The following is a 21,387-nucleotide window of genomic DNA, read 5'->3' on the forward strand; positions in this document are numbered from 1 at the left end:
TCATTTTTAGAGCAGGAATTACCGTTATGTCTCGTGTGGCTAAAGCCCCTGTAACCTTGCCAAATGGCACCAGCGTTACATTGAACGGTCAGCAGGTCGAAGTGAAAGGCAGCAAAGGCACGTTGTCTTTACACCTGCATGATTTGGTCGAGCTAAAACAGGAAGAAAACAGCCTTATCGTCTCACCTGTTGTCGATACCAAAGAAGCGTGGATGCACACAGGTACTGTGCGTGCGCTAATCAACAACATGGTTAAAGGTGTGAGTGAAGGTTTTGAGCGTCGTTTGCAGCTTATCGGTGTTGGTTACAAAGCCGCTGTTGCTGGCAATAAAGTCAATTTAAACCTTGGCTATTCACATCCCATCGAATACGTCTTGCCAGAAGGCGTGACCGCAGAAACCCCAAGTGCAACAGAAATCGTTTTGCGCTCAAGCGATAAGCAAAAATTGGGTCAAGCGGCAGCCAATATTCGCGGATATCGTCCACCAGAGCCTTACAAAGGTAAAGGTGTACGCTATAGCGATGAATATGTGGCACGTAAAGAAGCTAAGAAAAAGTAAGGTGAATGGGATATGTTGGATAAAAAATCTGCTCGTTTGCGCCGTGCCAAAAAAACCCGTGCTCACATCCGTGTGTTGGGTGCAAACCGTTTATCGGTAAACCGCACTGGTCGTCACATCTATGCACAAGTGATCTCGCCAACAGGCGGGGAAGTTCTAGCACAAGCCTCAACCTTGGACGCTAGCCTTCGCTCAGGTCAAACCAGCAACATTGAAGCGGCTACAGCCGTGGGTAAATTGATTGCTGAACGTGCCAAAGCAGCGGGTATCACTAAGGTTGCATTTGACCGCAGCGGCTTTAAATATCATGGTCGCGTAAAAGCGCTGGCTGAAGCGGCGCGTGAAAATGGATTGGAGTTCTAATCATGGCAAAAGTCGAACAAACAGACGGATTGGTTGAACGCTTGGTAGCGGTCGATCGCGTAGCAAAAGTGGTTAAAGGCGGTCGTATTTTTTCATTCACGGCTTTGACGGTGGTAGGTGACGGCAATGGTCGCGTAGGCTTTGGTCGTGGTAAGGCACGTGAAGTACCTGCCGCTATCTCAAAAGCACTAGAAGCTGCCAAACGCAACATGATTACCGTAGATCTAGATGGTAACACCTTGCAGCACCCAATCCATGCACGTCACGGTGCAAGCCGCATCTACATGCAACCTGCCTCAGAAGGTACTGGAGTTATTGCTGGTGGTGCGATGCGTGCTGTACTTGAAGTGGCTGGCGTACAAAACGTTTTGGCGAAAACTTATGGATCTACCAATGCCGCAAACGTAGTACGTGCGACATTTAATGGTCTAAAACAAATGTCATCGCCAGAGCAAGTTGCAGCCAAACGCGGTAAAACCGTTGAAGAAATTTTGGGCTAAGAGGTGAATGAACATGGCAACTGATAATAAAAAGCGCATGAAAGTGACGCAAATCAAGTCTGGTTCACACCGCTTGAAAAGCCACAAAGCATGCTTAACTGGTTTAGGATTACGTCGCATCGGTCATACTGTTGAAGTTGAAGATACGCCTTCAACACGTGGCATGGTAAACCGCATTAACTACATGGTTAAAGTGGAGGAAGTGTAATGGGACTGCGTTTAAATGAACTTGCACCTGCACCAGGTGCCAAAAAAGCCAAACATCGCCGCGGCCGTGGTATCGGTTCAGGCTTGGGCAAAACAGGCGGACGTGGTGTCAAAGGACAAACCTCACGCTCAGGTTCTGGTATCCGCTCAGGTTTTGAAGGCGGTCAAATGCCTTTGTACCGCCGTTTGCCAAAATTTGGCTTTACCAGTAAATTGGCGATGGTAACTGCAGAAGTGCGCTTGTCAGATTTGAATAAAATCGAAGGCGATATAGTAAGCTTGGATACATTAAAACAAGCCAACATTATTCGTCATGACATGCAACGCGCGCGTGTAATTTTATCTGGTGAAGTACCACGCGCTTTGACATTCCAAGGTGTGAAAGTAACCAAAGGCGCGAAAGCTGCAATCGAAGCAGCTGGTGGACGCGTTGAGGAGTAATCCACATGGCAAGACAGTCGGCGACGCTTAGCCCGTTGGGCTTTATCCGAAAGTACGATGAGCTGTTTAATCGCTTGCTGTTCTTGTTTGGTGCGCTATTGGTGTACCGCTTTAGCTCGCATGTGCCGATTCCAGGCATGAACCCTGAGCGTTTGGCAGAGTTTTTTCATACCAATGAAAATACCATCTTAGGCATGTTTAATATGTTCTCGGGTGGTGCACTTGAGCGTATGTCTGTCATGGCATTGGGTATTATGCCCTACATATCGGCATCTATTATTGTGCAAATGGCGACGGCCGTAATTCCATCGCTTGACGCGCTAAAAAAAGAGGGGCAAGCGGGTCAACGCCAAATCAATAAATACACTCGGCAATTAACGTTAGCATTGGCACTGATACAGTCGATTGGGCTGTGTACAGGATTGATTAGTCAAGGTTTAACGCTATCATCGGGATTAACTTTTTATATCCCTGCAGTGACTTCACTGGTTGCAGGATCGATGTTTTTGATGTGGCTTGGTGAACAAATCACTGAACGCGGTATCGGTAATGGTATTTCGATGCTGATTTTGGCGGGCATCGTGGCAACGTTTCCAAGCGTAGCGACACAAACCATGACAGCGGTGCAGCAAGGCACTATGAGCCTAATTGCGCTGTTTATCTTTGCCGCGTTAGGTTTGGCGGTGGTGGCAGGTATTGTGTTTATTGAGCGCGCTCAGCGACGCATTCCCGTCAATTACGCGCAAAAACAAACCTCGGATCGCAAGATATATGCCACCCAACAATCACACTTGCCACTTAAAATTAACATGGCAGGGGTAATTCCAGCGATTTTTGCCAGCTCGTTGCTGTTATTTCCAGCAAGTTTGGGTCAGTGGGTAGGGCATTCGGAGAATCCGAACCTGTTTCAGCGCATGATGCAAAACTTTGCGTTATTGCTATCACCGGGTACGCCACTGTATTTGCTGATATTCGCTTTGCTGATTATCTTCTTTTGTTATTTTTATACCGCGTTGGTATTTAGCCCAAAAGAAGTGGCAGAAAACCTCAAGCGTAGCGGTGCATACATTCCAGGCATCCGCCCTGGTCAGCAAACCCAGCGTTATCTTGATCATGTGTTAAATCGCTTAACGTTTATTGGTGCGGTGTATATGACGGTGATTTGCTTGATGCCAATGGTGTTACAGTCGTCATTTGGGATTCCGTTCCATTTGGGTGGTACGTCGCTGTTGATTACGGTCGTGGTCATTATGGACTTTATTGCACAAATTAAAGCCCACCTAATGAGCCACCAATATCAAGACTATTCGTTACTTGCGCCGACAACCGCTCCAACGCGATAGGATAGGTTTTTCGTCAATTTATTTTGGTTAGTTTAGTTACTTCTAGGGAGCTTTAAATGAAAGTTCAAGCCTCAGTTAAAAAGATTTGCGGCAACTGCAAAATTGTCCGCCGCAAAGGTGTGGTTCACGTGATTTGTAGTGCAGAGCCACGTCACAAGCAACGTCAAGGCTAATAAGTCTTGCTTTTTGGTCGCGGATAGTGTATTATCCGCGACTTGCTGTTATTTTGGGCAGTTTTGGCTAAAATTTAGCCACAATCAACCAAAATAATGCAATCGAACCGATAGCAGGGCACACCTGCTGTCTATGAATAAACTGGAGAAATTGAATGGCTCGTATTGCTGGTGTAAACGTTCCAGACAATAAGCACGCTGTCATTTCATTGACCTACATCTTTGGGATTGGACGTACCACTGCCGCTAAAATTCTTGACGCGGTAAATATTGCGCCTACCACCAAAATGGGTGATTTGGATGACGCACAGCTAGACGCTGTCCGTGCTCAAGTAGCAGAGTACACGACTGAAGGTGACTTGCGTCGTGAGATCTCAATGAACATCAAACGCTTAACGGACTTGGGTTGCTACCGTGGTATGCGTCATCGTCGCGGCTTGCCCGTGCATGGTCAGCGCACCAAAACCAACGCCCGTACCCGTAAAGGTCCACGTAAAGCGATTCGTAAATAAGCGTAAAGCTGGCTTTATGGCTTTAGGCACACATAGTTTAGTATTTTAGGAAGCTAAAAGATGGCAAAAGACACTCGCAGTCGTAAAAAAGTGACGCGCCGCTCGGTATCTGAGGGTGTGGCTCACATTCATGCGTCTTTTAATAACACCATTGTGACGATTACCGACCGTCAAGGTAATGCATTGGCTTGGGCCACCGCAGGTGGACAAGGCTTCCGTGGTTCACGTAAATCAACACCATTTGCCGCACAGGTTGCTGCTGAGGTAGCAGGTAAAGCTGCCCAAGAGTATGGGTTGAAAAATGTCGATGTTTTGGTGAAAGGACCAGGACCTGGCCGTGAGTCTGCGGTAAGAGCGTTAGGCGCATTGGGTTATAAAATCAACAGCATTAGCGATGTGACCCCAATCCCTCACAATGGCACCCGTCCGCCGAAAAAACGCCGCGTTTAATGGCATACGGCTTGGTGGCTGATGAAGACAGCATATGCTTTAGCCACCAATAAAAGACTATGTCAGAACGTTAAATGCAGTGATTGGGTTGAATTTACTCAAAATGCCTGCATGAATATCGTCTAGGAGACTTACATGGCTCGTTATTTAGGCCCAAAACTTAAATTATCACGTCGCGAAGGCACCGATTTACATTTAAAATCGGGCGTAAAAGCGTACGATGAAAAAACCAAAAAAGCCGACCGTGCCCCTGGTCAGCATGGTAACCCACGTAGCAAAACGTCTGAATACTCAGCTCAGCTGCGTGAAAAACAAAAAGTAAAACGTATGTACGGTGTGCTTGAGCGTCAGTTCTCAAACTACTACAAAGAAGCCGCTCGCATGCGTGGGGCAACCGGTGAAAACCTTTTGCAAATGCTTGAGCGTCGTTTGGACAACGTGGTCTATCGCATGGGTTTTGGTGCGACACGTGCCGAGGCGCGTCAGTTGGTGAGCCACCGTGCCATCATGGTCAAAAAAGCTGGCCGTGATGAATTTGTGCGCGTGAACATTCCATCTATTCAATTACAAGATGGTGATGAAATCGCGGTGCACGAAAATGCCAAAGAACAATTGCGTATCAAAAACGCGATTGAGCTGGCAGCCCAACGCGGTCTGCCTGCTTGGTTAGACGTTGATCACAGCAAGCTACAAGGCACATTTAAACAAGCGCCTGACCGTTCAGATTTGCCTGCAGAAATCAACGAAAACTTGATTGTTGAGCTGTACTCTAAATAATCTTTTTCCTATTAGGTTTTATATCTATCTATCGAGGTGACACATGATGTTAAATGCGACAGAGTTTCTCACACCCAGCGCCATCCATGTGGATACGGTCAGCGAAACCCACGCCAAAGTCACGCTCGAACCGTTAGAGCGCGGCTTTGGTCATACACTGGGTAACGCACTGCGCCGTATTTTGCTATCATCGCTGCCTGGTGCGGCGGTGATTGAAGCAGAAATTGACGGCGTCGATCACGAGTACTCAACGCTTGAAGGCTTGCAAGAGGATGTGTTGGACTTATTGCTTAACCTAAAAGGCTTGGCAATTGTACTACATGACCAGACAGAAGCAGTTTTGACCCTAGAAAAGCAAGGCCCAGGGGCGGTATTGGCTTCTGATATTAGCTTGCCACACAACGTTGATATTGTGAACCCTGATTTGGTTTTGGGCACACTCAGCGAACGCGGCAACTTAAAAATGCGTTTGCGCGTGGCGGTAGGTCGCGGTTATGAACCTGCCAATGCGCGTAAAGAATCGGGTGAAAATAAAGCTATTGGTCGGCTAAAACTTGATGCCAGCTACAGCCCAATCGTGCGCGTTGCCTATCAAGTAGAAAATGCGCGTGTTGAGCAGCGTACTGACCTTGATCGCTTGATTATTGAGCTTGAAACCAATGGCACGATTGACCCAGAAGAAGCTATTCGCAAAGCAGCGACGATTTTGCAGCAGCAAATCGCGGTATTCGTTGATTTAGAAGCCGAAGAAGCGCCAGAGCCTATTAAGGAAAAAGAAGAAGTCGATCCTGTGCTATTGCGCCCCGTCGATGACTTAGAGCTTACGGTTCGCTCAGCCAACTGCTTAAAAGCAGAGAATATTTACTATATCGGTGATTTGGTGCAACGCACAGAGACTGAGCTGTTGAAAACACCAAACTTGGGTAAGAAATCATTGACCGAAATCAAAGACGTCTTGGCGTCAAAAGATTTGGAATTGGGGATGCGCCTAGACAACTGGCCGCCTGCTGATTTGCGTGTTGATGACCGTTTTTCTTATCGTAGCCGTTAATCGTTAAAGGAATTTTGCCATGCGCCATCGCAACAGTGGAGTGAAGCTGGGACGCACCAGCAGCCATCGTAAGGCTATGTTTCAAAATATGACCAACTCATTGATTGAACATGAGTTGATTAAGACCACGCTACCCAAGGCGAAAGAATTGCGCCGTGTAGCTGAGCCCTTGATCACCCTTGCTAAAGAAGATTCAGTGGCGAATCGTCGTTTAGCATTTAACCGTTTGCGCAATAAAGCCGCGGTGGGTAAGCTATTTAGCACGTTAGGCCCACGCTACAAAACCCGTCCAGGTGGCTACCTACGCATTATCAAATGCGGCTACCGTGACGGTGACGCAGCGCCGATGGCTTATGTAGAATTGGTTGATCGTGACTAATTCGCTAAGCGGTCTCTATCAGCCCCTGTCGGTCGTACCGACGGGGGTTTTGTTTTACGGGGTGATGGTTTAAAATTGAGACAAGGCTCAACAAGGTAAGGCGACACGGGTCGTTTGGCTATTTTATCTTCGCCACGCTGCAGCGCTATGGCTATCAGCCCATGGACTCGTCAAGTGTACAGCCATACTAAAAATGCTACATGCTAAAAATGCTAAAAGACAGACGCGATTTTGACGCAATCAACCGTGCGTATCGTGACATGTTTGCCTTATACCTTGCACGTTCAACATTTGGCGTAAATAATTTGGCATGGCGCGAATGTTGAAATCGCGTGCACCGCCGCACGCTGGATATATTTTGCCTGTAGGCAGGCTTGCAAGCCTGTCACCGCTTAAAACTTGCCCAGCTCGCGCAGTGAAATAGTCATATCCTGCCCAACGATGATGTGGTCGATAAGCTGCATATCAACCAGCTGACAGGCATCTGCCAGCGTGTGGGTTAGGTCGATATCAGCTTGAGATGGTTGGGCACTGGTGGCAGGGTGATTGTGTGCAATAATCAGTTGGCTAGCGCCGTATTTCAACGCTTGACGTAACACCTCACGTACGCACACTGAGCACGATGACAGACCGCCTGTGAACAGCGTTTCAAACTGAATCAGCGTAAGTTCATTGCTTAAAAACAATACGGCAAACTCTTCGCGGCGGCGTGGGCGCAGCTGGGTGGTGAGGTAATCTTTGACCAGTTGGCTGCTGTTAAGATTCGGTGCTTGTTTGACTTGCGCGGCAAGATAGCGTTTGCCCATTTCAAGACTGGCAAGAATTTGCGCGTATTTTGCCATGCCGATGCCGTTGCAATTCATCACAGCTTCGGCAGGCGCGGCGAGCAAGTCGGCAAGGCTGCCAAATTGTGTGATTAAATCACGGGCAAGCTCAATCGCGGATTTGTCTTTAGTACCTGTGCGCAAAAAAATCGCCAAAATTTCACTGTCTGAGAGGCTGTCAGCGCCTTTTTGTAACAGTTTTTCGCGTGGGCGTTCATCGATGTGCCAGTCTTTGATAGCCATAGCTTGCCTGTGGTTTTAGCCAAAATTTTAGCAAAATATTACGCAAATCTGGTAAAACTTGCTACCATAAACCAATTTTTTTGGGCAATATTTATCATGAAACACATTATTCTTGCCATAACAGGCGGTATTGCGGCATATAAATCGGCAGCGTTGGCACGGCTATTGGTCAAAGCAGGCTTTGAGGTGCGTGTCATCATGACCCAAGGGGCGCAGGCGTTTATCACGCCTTTGACCTTGCAAGCCTTGACGGGCAATGCGGTGCATACACAATTGCTTGACGCGGCAGCCGAGCGCGGCATGGGGCATATTGAGTTGGCAAAATGGGCGGATCTGGTGCTGATTGCGCCTGCCTCTGCCAATACCCTGGCGCGGCTGGCAATGGGCATGGCAGATGATTTATTGACAACGGTGTGCTTAGCCACAGCTGCGCCTGTGTTGGTCGCGCCTGCGATGAATCAGCAAATGTGGCAGCACCCTGCGGTGCAGCTAAATGTGCAAACTTTGGCGGATTTGGGCTATCAACTGGTCATGCCTGATAGTGGTGAGCAAGCGTGCGGCGATGTTGGGTTGGGGCGGCTACCTGAGCCTGAAACCCTGCTGGCGTATGTGGAGCATACACTGGCGCGGCAGACGGTGCGGCAGGTGTTGGCAGGCAAGCAGGTTGTTATCACAGCAGGCCCAACCATCGAGGCGATTGACCCCGTACGCTATTTGTCCAACCACTCTACGGGCAAGATGGGATTTGCCTTAGCCAAGGCCTGTCACGAAGCAGGCGCGCGTGTGACGCTGATTGCAGGTGGCAAGGTGCAGTTACCCACACCGCTTGGTGTGACGCGCGTGAATGTGCTATCGGCTGAGCAGATGTTGGCCGCGGCGCGGTATTATGTCAAAGGTGATAGCGGCTGGCAGATAACCACGAATGATGAGGCGCACCACCACGAAGAAAAAACACTTGGGCAACCACCAGCCGATATTTTTATTGCCACTGCCGCGGTAGCGGATTATCGCACGCGCCAAGCCGCACCGCAAAAAATCAAGAAGACCCAAGATGAGCTGACTTTGGATTTGGTCAAAAACCCCGATATTTTGGCAACGATTTCTGCCGAATTTCCCAAGGTGTTTAGCGTGGGTTTTGCAGCAGAAACACAGGACGTTGAGCGTTATGCGCGTGGCAAATTGGCTGCCAAAAACCTCGATATGATTGCTTGCAACGATGTGTCGCGCCGCGATATCGGTTTTGGTAGCGATGATAATGCGATGACGGTGTTTTTTCGTGATCAAGACGATGCGGTGACGCTGCCTAAAGCCAGTAAAGCTGCCATCGCGGGGCAGCTGGTGGGGTTGATTGGTCAGTATCTGAAGTAAACCTTTGCACAAAGCTTAGAAACTACGCTTAAGCTTTAAGCCCTATAGCGTTAGTACATGTAACAACCGATGGATTTGGTTTTGGCATCAAACTCTAACGCCGCGTCACCTACGCCGTAGCCTTTGGCATTATCGTATTCTTTATGCCTTGCCTGCGCCTATATTCTTGGTCTGGCAGGCAAGCAGGTTAATCCTGTGTGCCCCGTTATCCTGACAAATGCGCTTGACCGACAAAACCGCAATCAGTCCGCTTTAATAAAAAAACTGGCAAACCCCCTTGCCAGTTTTATTTTTTGACGCAGATTTAAGCAAAAATCATTTCAATATCGGCTTTGTTAAAGCGATACACCTGCCCACAAAATCCGCAATCCAGCGCCATCTCACCGCCCTGTTCATCGGCAATCGCCATGGCTTCAGCTTTACCCAGTTGGAAAATCGCCGACGCGCTCTTTTCGCGCGAACACGTACAAGCAAATGCCAAAGGCACAGCATCGACCGTGGCGACAGGCTCTTCATGATACAAGCGCAGCAAAATAGCTTTTGCAGGCAACTCGGTCAATTCTTCTGGCTTTAGGGTATCGGTCAAGATGCTTAAACGCGGAAACAAATCTGCATCGGTCATGCCTTCTAGCATCTCGGCGGCGGTTAGGGTGTCGATGCTGTCGTCATCAGCGTTTTGGGTGTTGATGTCGGCATTACCGCGTGGCAATAACTGCAGCAAAATACCGCCTGCCTGTTGCCCGTCGGCAGCCAGCTTTATCACCGTTGGGATTTGGACAGATTGTTGTTGATAATGCGTTAAACATTCGGCAAGGTTGTTGGACACACGCTCAACAATGCCTTGATAGCCTTCAGACTGCACACCAAACATGCTATCGGGCTGCACGTTGATAAACAGCACGCCTTCACCTGCTTTGCCCAACGTTGCCAGTGCGTCATCGGCGGTCGTGAGGGCCGACCAATCGCCCGACCAGTCTGCCAAGGCGCGCACATGCCCTTGGTGGTCACATTCTGCCATCGCCCAAGCCAAGCGTGCTTGCTCGTCGGTGGCCTCACTGGGGTGCTGAAGCTGAATGGATAGCCGTCCGTTGATTTTGAGCGTACCAATGAGCAGGCTTGCCGCAACCAGCATTTCGCCCAATAGTTTTTGTAGGGCAAGTGGGTAGGGGCGTTGGGCGCTGATTTGGCGATAGCTGTCAGCAAGGTGAACAATGTCACCGCGTACGGGGCTGTCTTGGATAAAAAAGCGTTGGCGGTAATCGGTTGTGGTGGTGTGATTGTGGTGATTTGACATAGTTTTTTCCATCAAGTGTCGGTTAAGCCATACCAACCTCATGGCATGGCAGCATGACATCATGATGGGGACGAATGCAGATATTTCAAAAGCTCGCGGTAAACGTTAAGATTTTTTTAACCAACCAGCGCATCAAGGGCGGCTAGCTCTTGTGCCAAATAATCCAACAAACGCTCGCTATGCGGCACGGCTTTGCTACACGCGGCAATGCAAAAATCCATATGATTGACATACGTGCACAGCGTGATGTTAAGCGCTTGGTCATTAAACACCACCGAAGCAGGGTATAAGGCTTCAAGCTGTGCGCCATGCCAGTACAGTGGCGTTTTTGAGCCTGGCACATTGGAGATGATTAAATTAAAGCCGCGATATTCGGGAAATAACCCCGTCAAAATCTGCAGCCCTGCGCGGCTATACGCCAATGCACTGTAAATGATGGAGGACGATTGCGACAGACGGGCAAAGCGGCGTTTGCTGTTGCGTGTGCTGGCATGAATCGCTTGCAAACGCTCGGCAGGGTCGGCAAGGTGAGTGGCCAAATTGGCTAAAATAAATGTCAGCTGATTGCCCGACGCACTGTTGTCGGTACGCAGCGAATACGGCACAAACGCAATCAGCGGCTTACGCGGCAGGGCGTGTTGCGCCAATAAATACCGCCGCAACGCACCGCTACACACCGCCAACACCACATCGTTGAGACTGACCCCAAACGCCTCGGCCACCTGCCGAAACCGCGCCAACTCAAACGACACCGCCGACAGCCGCCGCGCACTTGATACCTTTTGGTTGAAAATACTATCGGGCGCTTGCGTGACGCGCACATAGTCATCGTCAAAGCGTTCAACCACATTGCGCAACAAAGCTTGCCCAACGGCAGGCAAGGCGCGCGTTTGTTGCTTGGCAACCTGCCACAGCGATTGGTCAATGGGCAATACCGAATCAATCAAGTGACGTTTGCGCGTCATCAATGACCACGCAGGCAGGCTGACGCGCTCATCGGCCGTTGGTGACAGCGATTTTTGCACCAGTCGCAGCCCTGCAATGCCATCAATCAGCGCGTGATGGATCTTAAAATACAGCGCAAACCGTTTGCCTGTCTCGCCATCGGCCGCAATGCCTTCAATCAAATGGCATTCCCACATCGGGCTATGGCGATTGAGCAACTTGCTGTGCTCTTGTGACACATAGGTCAGCAAATCTGCCATTTGGGCAGGCTTGGGCAGCGCAATATGGCGAAAATGCTGCTCAACATCAAAGCAGTCATCGGTTTGCCAAAACAGCTCACGGTGCAACACTTGATTAAATGGAAAGCTTGGCGCAATCGTGCTGGTGCGCATCTGCTCGGCAAGCCGCCCGACAAAATCCGCGTCGGCATCATCGGGCAAGCGAAACAAAAACAACCCGCCGATATGCATGGGTTGGTTGCGCGTCTCTAGGCGCAAAAAAAGCTGATCGACCGCCGACAATACGCGCATGTTTCTCACTTGTGATACAGTAAAATGGTTAAAAAATCCGCGCCGTTTGGTGCATAATCACAACGACGCGCAAATTTGGATATTATTTTGGCTAAATTTTTGCCCACGCGCTCTAGCATAAGCATCTGAGGTTATTTGGGTTTATTTGTCTATTTGGGCTTAACGAAAAAAATACCCGGTCTGTGGTGAACTGGCTTGTGCCATCACCCGCGCAGGCATCCGCCCTGCCAAAAATGCCTCACGCCCAGCAAGCACCGCATGGCGCATCGCCTTGGCCATCCGCACAGGCTCACGCGCATGGGCAATTGCGGTGTTCATCAGCACACCATCGCAGCCAAGCTCCATCGCAATCGCCGCATCCGATGCCGTGCCCACACCTGCATCCACCAAAACAGGCACTTGGGTTTGCTCAATAATCAAGCTTAGCGTGTGGCGGTTGAGCAGCCCAAGCCCCGAGCCAATCAAACTACCCAATGGCATAATCGCCACGCAGCCCATGCTCTCAAGCTCTTTTGCCACAATTGGGTCATCTGAAGTATAAACCATAACCTCAAAACCGTCATCAATCAACGTGCGCGCAGCCTTTACCGTCTCAATCACGTTGGGGTATAAGTTTTTGTCATCGCCCAGCACTTCAAGTTTGACCAAATTATGGCCATCAAGCAATTCACGCGCCAGCTGGCAGGTGCGCACCGCGCTGTCGGCATCAAAACAGCCTGCGGTATTGGGCAAAATCGTGTAACGCTCGGGTGAAATCACCTCCAATAAGTTGGGCGTGTTTTTGTCTTGCCCGATGTTGGTGCGGCGAATAGCAACCGTGACAATCTCTGCCCCCGAAGCGGCGATCGCGTCGGCGGTTTCGTTCAAGTCTTTGTATTTGCCCGTACCAACGAGCAGCCGCGAATCAAAGGTGCGCGAACCTATCGTTAGGCGGTCATTTGTGGTATTAAAATCTGTGGTATCACGATTTGTGTTGTTATCGGTGTTTGACATCGGTTTATCCTAATTTTACATAAAAATTTCGTACCAAGTGGGTCAGTGCTTGTTATGATGCGTTTGGCAATTTTTACAAGGGGTGATTTGTACAAGCGTCGCTTGCGAAAAAGTGGGTTTGCCAACCCCGTGGCGATGGCTGGCCAACTGGCAGCTTTGCGCACACAATTTGCCCTGTATGTGCCCAAAAACCACTTGCCAACCTCCAGCTGCCTATCACTTAGCAAAAAAATTGACGCACGCGCCAATAACACTTAGTATAGCAAAAATATCACCTCACTGCCGCGTTTAATCGTTTTTCCCACCTCATCACCCAACCATGCTTAACTGTTATGCTAAACCCCGTTGCCTTGCCGTATAGCTTTGCCAAACGCCACCAAATTTTGCTGCAATACCCCATCAGCGCGCAGGGTTTGGACGCAAGTCAACCGCCGACCTTGCTGCTTACCGCCGACACACCCATGCAGGCAGTCAATGAAGCCAACCGTTTTGCCAGTCAAGCAGGGTTGGCATTGCCGTTAGCCCTACATATCGCGTCAACTGATGATTTTGACAAGGCATTAGCAGCCAACTATGCCAACACTACAGGCGAAAGCCAGCACATCGCGGCAGGGCTTGAAGACCACCCTGATTTGTCCAGTCTTGCCGACAGCGTGCCTGAAACCGAAGATTTGATGGATCAAGCGGGTGATGCGCCGATTATTCGTTTGATCAACGCGCTGTTGTCTGAGGCAATTCGGCTCAATGCTTCGGATATCCATATCGAAACCTTTGAAAAACGCCTGTCGGTGCGTTTTCGGGTTGATGGGCAAATGAAAGAAATCGTCAGCCCCAAGCGTCAGCTTGCCCCGCTACTGGTATCGCGTATCAAGGTCATGGCAAAGCTGGATATCGCCGAAAAACGCGTGCCACAAGATGGGCGTATCTCATTACGGCTGGCAGGGCGTGAGGTTGATGTGCGCGTCTCAACACTGCCATCAAATTTTGGTGAGCGTGTGGTCATGCGCTTGCTGGATAAGCAGGCAGGCAGGCTGAATATGACGTATTTGGGATTGGCTGATAGTGACTACCAAACGCTCATGCGGCTGATTCACCGTCCACATGGTATTATTTTGGTGACAGGTCCAACAGGTTCGGGCAAAACCACCACGCTATACGCCGCACTGTCTGAGCTCAATGACAACACACGCAATATCTTGACGGCAGAAGACCCGATTGAATTTCAGCTTGATGGCATTGGACAAACACAAGTCAATAACAAAGTTGATATGACGTTTGCGCGCAGCTTGCGTGCCATGCTGCGCCAAGACCCCGATGTGGTCATGGTCGGTGAGATACGCGACTTGGAGACCGCCGAAATCGCCGTGCAAGCCTCATTGACAGGACATTTGGTGTTATCAACCTTGCACACCAACACCGCGATTGGCGCGGTCACACGCTTGCAAGACATGGGTGTTGAGCCGTTTTTGCTGTCGTCGTCGTTGATTGGTGTGGTAGCCCAGCGGCTGGTGCGTACGCTGTGCCGCCATTGCCACGACTGGCAAGACGCTGACCCCATGCAGCGACAGCTATTTAAAGAAATTAATCTAGATGACAGCGCGGTCATTCGGCTGCCTAAGCCTGTCGGTTGTGAGCAATGCAACCACACAGGCTTCAAGGGGCGCACGGCGATTTATGAGGTGGTAGCGATAGATGACACCTTGCGCCAGATGATTCATGCAGGCAAGGCGGAGTTTGAGCTTGAGCGTTACGCGCGCACGCTGTCACCATCTATTCGCGCTGATGGTTTGCGCAAAGTGCTGGCAGGCAGAACGACGCTAGAAGAAGTGCTGCGCGTCGCCCATGCCAGTGAGTTGGTGGTGGACTAAAGCGTTTTAAAATTAAAAAAAAGGCAAACAGGCTAAGCCAGTTTGCGCTTCTGTGTCGTTGCGCCGTTTAGTTGGCTGCTCAAAACTTAAGGACGAAAATAACACACATCATTTGCCAACGCCGCCTTGGCAGTCGGTGAGCCTTTGTATTTCCAGTGCCATTCCTCAACCGCCACATGGGTGTTACGTACTGCCTCGGGCGTAAAGCTCTGCTCCCAGCCATAACGAGCAGCGTTTTGTTTCAGCCACGCATAGGCTTTGGTATTGCCAAAACTGTGGCTAATCGGCTCAAAATCTACCGCATAGCCTGTGTGGTGTTCAGAATAACCAGGGGCAGATGATACTTTAAAAATCTGCGCGTCACTTTGCCCTGCGGCGCGTTTGCGATTGACGATGCCTTGCTGATAAGCCACTGAACGAAATGCCGACCCAACGGGCAGATTCACGCCATCTTTACGGGCGGCGGCTTGCAATTGGCGCAATGCTGCGGCAGCCTCGTGGGTAAGCTGATGGCGGCCGCCAATGCTTTCTAAATCCGATGCGCGCGCCTCATCAAAGCGATAATGCTTGACCCCTGCCTTGATGGCATCGTTGCTGTACGCACAATCAGCAATGCCGAGACCGCTCTGGGTGCGATTGGGGCTGGTCTGACCCTGCTGGCTGATAAATTGCCCCATGCTGTCACGGGCTTGCCAGTCGTTGCGCGGCATGTCTTGTTGGCGTAAGTTATGGTTATAAGTTTGGCTGGTGTCCGCCTTTGGCAGATAGGTGGTTTTGCCATCTGGGCTTGCAATGTAACCTGCGCTCGTTGTGCCATTTTCCCAAATCTGTGCGCCAACCATGGGCAGCGTCACCAAACCTGCGACAACTGCACCAACCGCAAGCCATTGTTTTTTGCCTAAACTCATCAAAATTTGCCTTTTTAACCGTAAAATGGGATATCAAAAATTTTGCGCGTTGGGTAAGCCGCCGATTGGCATAAGCATGAAAGATAAGACGAATCTGAGCGTTCTTAAATCTGTGTTTGAAATGGCTTACCTGTTAGGTTACGGCGTACTGACAAGGTCGTTTTGCCGTAACTGTTTTTTAGTAAGACTTTGAATTTTGTAACACCTTAAATAGTGTAAAATGAGTATAGCAAAACTTATTTCATTGAGCAAATTTTCCTACGTCTGTAGGATGACGAATTTGGCGCAATCTTGCGTCTGCGCAATCTTGCATCTAAAGAAAGTCGCAGGTTTACGCCAACGGTATATAAATGTAATGCGTATAGATTTTTAAGCAAATCTATTAAAAAGCGCTGAATTCGTTGCTGAATTATTTCACCAGGTAGGTTGTAATCGTGTTGTTTAGGTCTGTTTAATTGGCGACTCGTCAATTACATGCGTTAGCAAGTTTTTTAAATTTTATCTATATTGAAGAGAATTGAATTGAAGAAAATTGAGGCAGCAACCATACAAACCATCACCAAAGCCATCCGCGCAATGACCCTGCCAGCCGCCGCGGTACTGATACAAACCCCTGCCCATGCGCTAGGCCCTGCAGGCAGGGTCAATTCAGGCTATGCCTGCACCAACTCGGGCAGCCATTGAATTCTACGCGCAGGCCTTGGGCAACAATTTGCCAAGCTTAGCGGTACCAAATACGGCACGACTTTGCCTGTGCTGGGCTATGCAACAGGGCGCGATGGCATGACGTGGTATAAAGTCCGCTTTGGTAAGCGCGTTGGTTGGGTGCGCTATGACTATGTGTGTGGTCTGTGAGCGATTGATGTTACACAAAAAATCCGCCAACGTTTGAGGGCGGATTTTTTTAGGTCTAAACACAGCTTAGCCCAACACCGCAACGACCTCACCTTGTACCAAATGGGGGCTTAGCGCGTCGGTGACTTTGACCATGACAAATTGCCCAAGCAGGCTATCTGCGCCTTTGAGCATGACCGAGCGCGTGTTATCAGCCGTGCCAAGCAAAAATTCGGGGTTACGATCGGCTGGTTCTTCCACCAACACGCGCACGGTTTGCCCAACCATGGCTTGGGTTTTTTGCCACGTTGAGGCTTTAATCACGTCTTGAAACTCCGCCAAGCGCGCTTTTTTGGTTGCCAAATCCACGTTGTCGGGCAAATCTGAGGCAGGCGTGCCGGGGCGTTTGGAATAAATAAAGCTATACGAATGGTCAAAATCCAAATCCTTGGCTAAATTGAGCGTCGCCAAGAAGTCCTCGTGCGTTTCATTGGGAAAGCCGATGATAAAGTCGCTTGAGAGGTGCATATCGGGGCGTACGGCGCGCAATTTGCGAATTTGCTCGATATAAATATCAATCGTGTGGTTGCGTTTCATCGCTGCCAAAATCGCATTTGAGCCGCTTTGTACGGGCAGGTGCAAATGCGACACCAGTTTGGGCAATTTGGCATACGCTTCGATGATGTCGTCGCTAAATTCCAGCGGATGGCTGGTGGTGTAGCGAATGCGCTCAATACCGTCAATGTGCGCCACATAATGCAGCAGCTCAGCAAAACGGCAAATCGTGCCATCGTGCTTTATGCCGCGATAGCCATTGACATTTTGCCCCAACAGGGTGACCTCGCGGATGCCTTGCGCCGCCAGGCTGTCGATTTCGGCCAATACGTCATCAAGTGGGCGTGAGATTTCCTCGCCGCGCGTATAGGGCACGATGCAAAACGAGCAGTACTTTGAGCAGCCTTCCATGATGGAGACAAATGCCTTAAACCCCTCAACCTTAGGCTCAGGCAAAAAGTCAAATTTTTCAATGCTTGGAAACGATACATCCACCACACCGATGCGGTTTTTGGGCTTGATATTGGCCTGTTTGGCGGATTGGTCGTATAGTTCAGGCAAACGGTGCAAGGTCTGTGGCCCAAACACCAAATCCACAAACGGTGCGCGCGCTTGGATATTGTCGCCCTCTTGACTGGCAACACAGCCGCCCACCCCAATGACCAAATCGGGGTTTTGTTCTTTGAGCTTACGCCAACGCCCGAGTTCAGAAAACACCTTTTCTTGCGCCTTTTCGCGCACCGAGCAGGTGTTCATGATCAGCACATCGGCCTCTTCGGGGTTGTCCGTCAGCACCATGCCGTGCGAGTCGCCCAACACATCCGCCATTTTTTGCGAATCATAGACGTTCATTTGGCAGCCTTGCGTCTCAATAAACACCTTTTTGGCCGTGCCTTGTGGCAACGCGGTGCTACCAAGCGGCAAATCGGGGGCAGCAGCAGGGGCCATGTGGGTTTTGGGGTCAAACAAGCTAACCGTCATACGCTCACCAAACGTCACTGATAAAGAAACGGGGGATTATAGCAAATTTTTGCCACAAATGCTTGTTGGAGTTGGAAAAATCGGCCAGCGCAGGCTTTTTTGCCATACCGCTCAATCGTAACGCCGCCCCAAATTGTCCAGCGAAAAATTGCCTGCGCCTGCCGCGCTCAAAAACAAGAAAATAAAGCAATACAGTACCGCCGCCTCACCGTGATTGACCAACGGCAGCCAAAAATCGCCCCAACCAGCATGGGCCATAAAATACGCCACCGCCATCATACCGCTCAGCACAAACGCCACAGGGCGGGTGAACAAACCCAACAACATCAGCAAGCCGCCAAAAAACTCCAACACACCTGCCAAGCCCATCAGCGAAAATAACGACAAATCAGCAAAACGTTCATCAAACGGCACGCCAAACAACTTTGACATACCATGCAGCATAAAACAATAACCTGTCACCATGCGTAAAATCGCCAGCATGGTGCGTAAAAAATCGGCTTCTTGTAACGCGTCTTTGGGCATTGCCATGGTTCACCTCGTGTGCCAAAATGTATCAAAATAAGTTATTAAGCCGCGGCAAGCATAAAGACAGGCGCAAGGGCAAGTCAATGGGCTTTTGTTTAACCGTTGTTTGTCTTAGCGCGTGTTGGGCGGTGATGAAGCAATTAACCAAAATAATTTTGGCTAAGTCTGTTAAGTTTTTTTAAATAGCAAGGCAATATCAGGCCGCAACGTAAAACTATGTTAAAGCGATGGCCAAATTGGACGCAAGGCATGGCATTTTTGTCGGCATTGGGTATAATACAGGCTGGCAATCTAGCGCATCTTTTGAATTTAACCGCGGTATTTTAATCTAACCGCTATATTTAACCTATCTGCTGTATTTATCATTTAAAAACCCATAACATGCTAAAACCAATCATCCACCGCGCCATTCCCACCGTTCTTGCTACCAGTCTTGTCAGTGCGCTGCTGTCGTCGGCGTGTGCCGATAATCGTGGCGGATGGAGTGATGACGGCTTTGGCTACACAGGCGGCGACACAGCCACGCAATTTTCACAACCATCGCTGCCCCAGTCCTCTTGGGCGGACGCGTCATCGGGGGCAGGGGGGGATAATTATTTTAATGAAGCCGAGCGCGCCAGTCGCAGTGGTGCGGATGTTAGCCGTTATCAAGGCTTGATGGCAGGCGGTAGCCTTGCTATGTACCCTGAGTATTGGCAGCTGAATCAATACCTTGCCAGCCAAAGCCCCAGCACGATTATCAGCTTTGTGCAGCGTTATCAAGGCAGTGTGATGGCAGAAAAATTGGTTGCCGACTATGCTGAGACCAAAGCTGCGCAAGGCGACTATGCTGCCGTGCGCGCCGTTGCAGGCTACATCACCAATCCCGATGAGTCTGAGGCCTGTGCCATCGCGCTTGGCTACAATAACACGGGCGACCCGATGCGCGCCTACGTCGAAAAAGCCAACGTTTGGCTAGAAACACCGCGCAAGCAAGCCGATTTATGCCGCCAGCTAGCCAGCGAGCTTGCCGCCAATCCGATGATTAGCGACATTGACCGTGAGCGGCGTTTGTATCGTATGCTGCGTTTAAATAACAACGGCGATATCGTCAATTTAGCCAATCGGCTGGGCGTGGCCATTAGCTTTAATCAGTTAATGGCTGTGAGCAACAACCCCAACAGCGTCTTGGGTCAAGTCGGCAGCCTTGCGCCCACCGCCGCCAACCGTTATTTGTACCTGTATGCCTTAGGCGCGCAAGCCAAACAATCGGTCAATGATGCCGCGTGGCAGCTTAAAGCCGATTTGGGCAAAGACCTTGCTAGCCCAAACCGTTTTTTTGATGACAAAACGCGGCGTTATGCCTACCGCACGCTGGGTGTGGCGCGTATGGGGGTGAACACCGACATCGGTTTTAGTTCTGATGCGGTGGATTGGTTTGCCCAAAGCGTTGGCGAGCCGTTTAACGCCGATGAGGCGCAAGCCTACGCGCAAGCTGCGATTCGATTTAGCCGTTGGCAGGACGTTGCCGCCGCGATTGGCGAGATGGATTTTAAAGTTCAGCAAGAACCGATTTGGCAGTACTGGCTGGCGCGCGCGTACCGCATGACAGGCAATGCCGCGCAAAAACAACAAGCCCAGCAGTTGTTTGCCAAACTGGCGCAAAACAACGACTACTACGGCTTACTTGCCAAAGACCAAATTGGCGCGCGCTTCACCCGTCTGCCTGATTTACCGCGCCCGAGCCAAGCCGACGACACGCGATTGGCACAAGATGAAAGCTTTAACCGCGCGTTCACTTTATACAACCTTGGCGCAAGCCCAAGCTATACCAACCGTGAATGGAACTGGGCGGTGCGCCAAGCCGACAAACGCGGTGACACAGGGCTTATCATCGCTGCCGCGCAACGTGCCAATGACATCGGCTGGTATGACCGCGCGATTTTTGCCATCGATAACGCCACCAACCTACCCGATGGTGCGCTGGCATACCCCATGCCGCGTCAAGACAGCGTTATCCAATACAGCCGCCAAGTGGGCATTGACCCTGCATGGGCATACGGTATCATGCGCCAAGAAAGCCGTTTTAATGTTGGCGCAAAATCCAATGTTGGCGCAGGCGGTTTGATGCAAATCATGCCCGACACCGCCAAATACATCGCGCGCAAACTGGGCGAACCTTACAACGCCGCGCAAGTTGCCACAGGCGACACCAACATCCGCTATGGCACATTTTATATGGCAGATATCTTAAGCCGACTTGGTGGGCAGCCTGTCTTGGCGACCGCAGGCTACAACGCAGGGCCTAGCAAGGCACGCACTTGGCAGCCTGAAAGTGGCTCACTTGCCGCTGACCAATATGTTGAGACCATCCCGTATTACGAAACGCGCGGCTATGTCAAAGCCGTGATGGCAAACACCGCCAATTATGCCGCTTTATTGGGCAACCCCGTGCCACTTAGCCAGCGCATGGGTGTGGTTTCGGCCAAATACTGATGGCATGTTAAAGGATGGTATCAAACCCGTGTCAAGCAGTAGTCAGCCGCCCCAACTAGTGCTAAACTGTACGCCATGCCGCAAGCGGTGCAGCCTAGGCTTGGCTTATTTTGACAAAAACCACCAGCGTATTTAAGATAAGTTGTTAAACACCAAAGATTGAACGCCAATACCATCAAATCAGCCGTCAAACACGGCAAAAAATTTCATCTGCACACCCTGCGGACTGAAAAAACGTGTGGACATGACATCCAACAACACTTTTTTAACCAACGCTTCATAAAA

The 21,387-nt window shown here is 50.1% G+C and carries 24 protein-coding genes; 17 read left to right on the plus strand and 7 right to left on the minus strand.

Annotated elements, in window-relative coordinates:
- The first annotated feature begins 26 nt into the window (after positions 1 to 26).
- The 12 genes from rplF to rplQ all read left to right on the plus strand — a co-directional run bounded on the left by rplF (position 27) and on the right by rplQ (position 6,756).
- Positions 27 to 560, plus strand: a complete 534-nt coding sequence (gene rplF / locus AC5L4R_RS00560) for a 50S ribosomal protein L6 (RefSeq protein ID WP_290003476.1) — start codon at positions 27 to 29, stop codon at positions 558 to 560.
- 12 nt (positions 561 to 572) lie between these two features.
- Entirely contained in the window at positions 573 to 923 is a 351-nt protein-coding gene (gene rplR, locus AC5L4R_RS00565) for a 50S ribosomal protein L18 (RefSeq protein WP_067058257.1), read from the plus strand.
- 2 nt (positions 924 to 925) lie between these two features.
- Positions 926 to 1,423 (plus strand): 30S ribosomal protein S5, encoded by a 498-nt coding sequence (gene rpsE / locus AC5L4R_RS00570; RefSeq protein WP_067058259.1) that lies wholly within the window; start codon positions 926 to 928, stop codon positions 1,421 to 1,423.
- A gap of 13 nt (positions 1,424 to 1,436) precedes the next feature.
- Positions 1,437 to 1,631 (plus strand): 50S ribosomal protein L30, encoded by a 195-nt coding sequence (rpmD, locus tag AC5L4R_RS00575; protein ID WP_067058313.1) that lies wholly within the window; start codon positions 1,437 to 1,439, stop codon positions 1,629 to 1,631.
- Positions 1,631 to 2,071 (plus strand): 50S ribosomal protein L15, encoded by a 441-nt coding sequence (gene rplO, locus AC5L4R_RS00580; protein ID WP_395147296.1) that lies wholly within the window; start codon positions 1,631 to 1,633, stop codon positions 2,069 to 2,071. Before rpmD ends, rplO begins: the two co-directional genes overlap by 1 nt.
- Positions 2,072 to 2,076: 5 nt before the next feature.
- Positions 2,077 to 3,414: a preprotein translocase subunit SecY gene (gene secY, locus AC5L4R_RS00585; RefSeq protein WP_494472422.1), complete on the plus strand. Its 1,338-nt coding sequence runs from the start codon at positions 2,077 to 2,079 to the stop codon at positions 3,412 to 3,414.
- 56 nt (positions 3,415 to 3,470) lie between these two features.
- A complete protein-coding gene (gene rpmJ / locus AC5L4R_RS00590) occupies positions 3,471 to 3,587 on the plus strand; it encodes a 50S ribosomal protein L36 (RefSeq protein WP_067237514.1) in 117 nt (38 codons plus the stop codon).
- Positions 3,588 to 3,742: 155 nt separating this feature from the next.
- Positions 3,743 to 4,099, plus strand: coding sequence for a 30S ribosomal protein S13 (rpsM, locus tag AC5L4R_RS00595; RefSeq protein ID WP_494472423.1), 357 nt, complete (start codon positions 3,743 to 3,745; stop codon positions 4,097 to 4,099).
- Between the two features lie 60 nt (positions 4,100 to 4,159).
- Positions 4,160 to 4,549, plus strand: a complete 390-nt coding sequence (rpsK, locus tag AC5L4R_RS00600) for a 30S ribosomal protein S11 (RefSeq protein WP_067058268.1) — start codon at positions 4,160 to 4,162, stop codon at positions 4,547 to 4,549.
- 135 nt (positions 4,550 to 4,684) lie between these two features.
- Positions 4,685 to 5,326, plus strand: a complete 642-nt coding sequence (rpsD, locus tag AC5L4R_RS00605) for a 30S ribosomal protein S4 (protein WP_494472424.1) — start codon at positions 4,685 to 4,687, stop codon at positions 5,324 to 5,326.
- 43 nt (positions 5,327 to 5,369) lie between these two features.
- Positions 5,370 to 6,377, plus strand: a complete 1,008-nt coding sequence (locus AC5L4R_RS00610) for a DNA-directed RNA polymerase subunit alpha (RefSeq protein WP_494472425.1) — start codon at positions 5,370 to 5,372, stop codon at positions 6,375 to 6,377.
- A 19-nt stretch (positions 6,378 to 6,396) separates the two neighbouring features.
- A complete protein-coding gene (rplQ, locus tag AC5L4R_RS00615) occupies positions 6,397 to 6,756 on the plus strand; it encodes a 50S ribosomal protein L17 (protein ID WP_067058274.1) in 360 nt (119 codons plus the stop codon).
- Positions 6,757 to 7,148: 392 nt separating this feature from the next.
- Here the strand turns inward: rplQ and radC are convergent, their stop codons facing one another.
- Complete coding sequence (gene radC, locus AC5L4R_RS00620; protein WP_494472426.1) at positions 7,149 to 7,823, minus strand: RadC family protein; 675 nt, start codon at positions 7,821 to 7,823, stop codon at positions 7,149 to 7,151.
- A 96-nt stretch (positions 7,824 to 7,919) separates the two neighbouring features.
- Here radC and coaBC point away from each other — a divergent pair, with 96 nt between their 5' ends.
- Complete coding sequence (gene coaBC / locus AC5L4R_RS00625) at positions 7,920 to 9,191, plus strand: bifunctional phosphopantothenoylcysteine decarboxylase/phosphopantothenate--cysteine ligase CoaBC (RefSeq protein WP_494472427.1); 1,272 nt, start codon at positions 7,920 to 7,922, stop codon at positions 9,189 to 9,191.
- A gap of 304 nt (positions 9,192 to 9,495) precedes the next feature.
- On the opposite strand, the gene hslO is transcribed toward coaBC, so the two are convergent.
- The 3 genes from hslO to AC5L4R_RS00640 all read right to left on the minus strand — a co-directional run bounded on the left by hslO (position 9,496) and on the right by AC5L4R_RS00640 (position 12,953).
- On the minus strand, positions 9,496 to 10,485 hold the full coding sequence (gene hslO, locus AC5L4R_RS00630) for an Hsp33 family molecular chaperone HslO (RefSeq protein WP_494472428.1): 990 nt from the start codon (positions 10,483 to 10,485) through the stop codon (positions 9,496 to 9,498).
- Between the two features lie 116 nt (positions 10,486 to 10,601).
- Positions 10,602 to 11,960: a WS/DGAT/MGAT family O-acyltransferase gene (locus AC5L4R_RS00635; RefSeq protein ID WP_494472429.1), complete on the minus strand. Its 1,359-nt coding sequence runs from the start codon at positions 11,958 to 11,960 to the stop codon at positions 10,602 to 10,604.
- Between the two features lie 159 nt (positions 11,961 to 12,119).
- On the minus strand, positions 12,120 to 12,953 hold the full coding sequence (locus AC5L4R_RS00640; RefSeq protein WP_494472430.1) for a thiazole synthase: 834 nt from the start codon (positions 12,951 to 12,953) through the stop codon (positions 12,120 to 12,122).
- A 332-nt stretch (positions 12,954 to 13,285) separates the two neighbouring features.
- Here AC5L4R_RS00640 and gspE point away from each other — a divergent pair, with 332 nt between their 5' ends.
- Positions 13,286 to 14,821: a type II secretion system ATPase GspE gene (gspE, locus tag AC5L4R_RS00645; RefSeq protein WP_494472431.1), complete on the plus strand. Its 1,536-nt coding sequence runs from the start codon at positions 13,286 to 13,288 to the stop codon at positions 14,819 to 14,821.
- Positions 14,822 to 14,907: 86 nt separating this feature from the next.
- Here the strand turns inward: gspE and AC5L4R_RS00650 are convergent, their stop codons facing one another.
- Positions 14,908 to 15,729 carry a M15 family metallopeptidase gene (locus AC5L4R_RS00650; protein WP_494472432.1) on the minus strand — a complete coding sequence of 274 codons (822 nt, stop codon included), beginning with the start codon at positions 15,727 to 15,729 and terminating at the stop codon, positions 14,908 to 14,910.
- A 522-nt stretch (positions 15,730 to 16,251) separates the two neighbouring features.
- On the opposite strand from AC5L4R_RS00650, the gene AC5L4R_RS00655 reads away from it, so the two are divergent.
- Together AC5L4R_RS00655 and AC5L4R_RS00660 are read left to right on the plus strand one after the other, a co-directional pair.
- Complete coding sequence (locus AC5L4R_RS00655) at positions 16,252 to 16,413, plus strand: hypothetical protein (RefSeq protein ID WP_494472433.1); 162 nt, start codon at positions 16,252 to 16,254, stop codon at positions 16,411 to 16,413.
- A complete protein-coding gene (locus AC5L4R_RS00660; protein WP_494472473.1) occupies positions 16,414 to 16,584 on the plus strand; it encodes an SH3 domain-containing protein in 171 nt (56 codons plus the stop codon).
- Positions 16,585 to 16,650: 66 nt separating this feature from the next.
- On the opposite strand, the gene miaB is transcribed toward AC5L4R_RS00660, so the two are convergent.
- Complete coding sequence (miaB, locus tag AC5L4R_RS00665; protein ID WP_494472434.1) at positions 16,651 to 18,099, minus strand: tRNA (N6-isopentenyl adenosine(37)-C2)-methylthiotransferase MiaB; 1,449 nt, start codon at positions 18,097 to 18,099, stop codon at positions 16,651 to 16,653.
- A 111-nt stretch (positions 18,100 to 18,210) separates the two neighbouring features.
- Positions 18,211 to 18,630, minus strand: coding sequence for a DoxX family protein (locus tag AC5L4R_RS00670; protein WP_494472435.1), 420 nt, complete (start codon positions 18,628 to 18,630; stop codon positions 18,211 to 18,213).
- A gap of 378 nt (positions 18,631 to 19,008) precedes the next feature.
- Here AC5L4R_RS00670 and AC5L4R_RS00675 point away from each other — a divergent pair, with 378 nt between their 5' ends.
- Positions 19,009 to 21,102, plus strand: a complete 2,094-nt coding sequence (locus AC5L4R_RS00675; RefSeq protein ID WP_494472436.1) for a lytic transglycosylase domain-containing protein — start codon at positions 19,009 to 19,011, stop codon at positions 21,100 to 21,102.
- The last annotated feature ends 285 nt before the right edge of the window (positions 21,103 to 21,387 follow it).

The organism is Faucicola sp. SE7633 (assembly GCF_059264685.1).